This is a genomic window from Pseudomonadota bacterium (assembly GCA_010028905.1).
In the GTDB taxonomy this organism is placed as follows: Bacteria; Vulcanimicrobiota; Xenobia; order RGZZ01; family RGZZ01; genus RGZZ01.
Genome location: RGZZ01000920.1, coordinates 1 through 1,050, shown reverse-complemented (window position 1 = coordinate 1,050; position 1,050 = coordinate 1). Strand labels below are relative to the sequence as shown.

At 69.6% G+C, this 1,050-nt stretch carries 1 protein-coding gene; it reads left to right on the top strand.

The genetic code is table 11. The annotated features are described in order from the left end of the window. Positions 1–32: 32 nt before the first annotated feature. Positions 33–1,050: hypothetical protein (locus EB084_26370; protein ID NDD31788.1), on the top strand; the 1,018-nt coding region annotated here is incomplete at its 3' end.

Below are 1,050 nucleotides of genomic sequence, written 5' to 3'. Positions count from 1 at the left end.
ACGGGGTCGCCGCCTGGGGCGGAGAGAGCGCCATGGCGGGGGCGCGTCAGCTGGTGCCCGCGCACGCCCGACTCATCGAATGGGGCCATCGCATCTCGTTCGCCTACATCGCCGGCAGCCGTCTGCACGACGACGCGCTGCTCGAGCCCCTGGCCTCTGACATCTGCCTCTACGACCAGCAGGCCTGCTCGAGCCCGCAGTGCGTCTACCTCGAGACCGCAGAGCCCGCCGTGCTCGAGGGCTTCGCCGAACGCCTGGCCGCGGTGCTCGATCGCGTCTCGCGCACCCGCCCTGGCGCGCGCCCCACGCAGGTCGAATGGGCCGAGATCACCACGGTCACCGAGCTGGCCCGGCTCGACGCGTGCCTGGAGAGAACCCGGGTCATCGAAGCCCCCGACCGCTCGTGGCGCGTGCTGGTCGACCAGCGGTCCTCGCTGCAGGCGTCGCCCCTCTACCGATCGGTGTGGGTGAAGCCGCTGCCGAGGGCCGACATCATCGGCACCCTTCGCCCCTTGCGCCAGTACCTGCAGACCGTGGCGCTTGCCGCCGATCTCGCCGACACGCAGCCCTTGAGCACCGCGCTCTTCGCCGCGGGCGCGCAGCGCATCACCGACGTGGGACACATGCTCGACTCGTATGTAGGCGAGCCCCACGATGGCCTCTACGCCCTGCAGCGATACACCCGCCGGGTGAGCGTGCAGGCAGGTGAGGCCCTTCGCGGCTTCAGCAGCTTCGGCGAGCTCACCGAGCCGTTCACCCCCCCGCGCACCCGCGTTCCCGTCATGGGCAAGGCCGAGTTCCAGGCCGCCCACGTCGACGAGCGCCACGCCGACCTCTACTTCAAGAGCGGTGGGTCATCCGGGCAGCCCAAGATCAGCATCTTCACCTACCACGACTACCACGAACAGATGCGCGGGGCGGCCGAGGGGCTCTATGCCGCCGGTCTCGACCCCTCCGTCGATCGCTGCATCAACCTGTTCTTCGGCGGCGAGATGTACGGCGGCTTCATCAGCTTCTTCAGCGTGCTCGAGATCATGGGCGCGGTGCAGC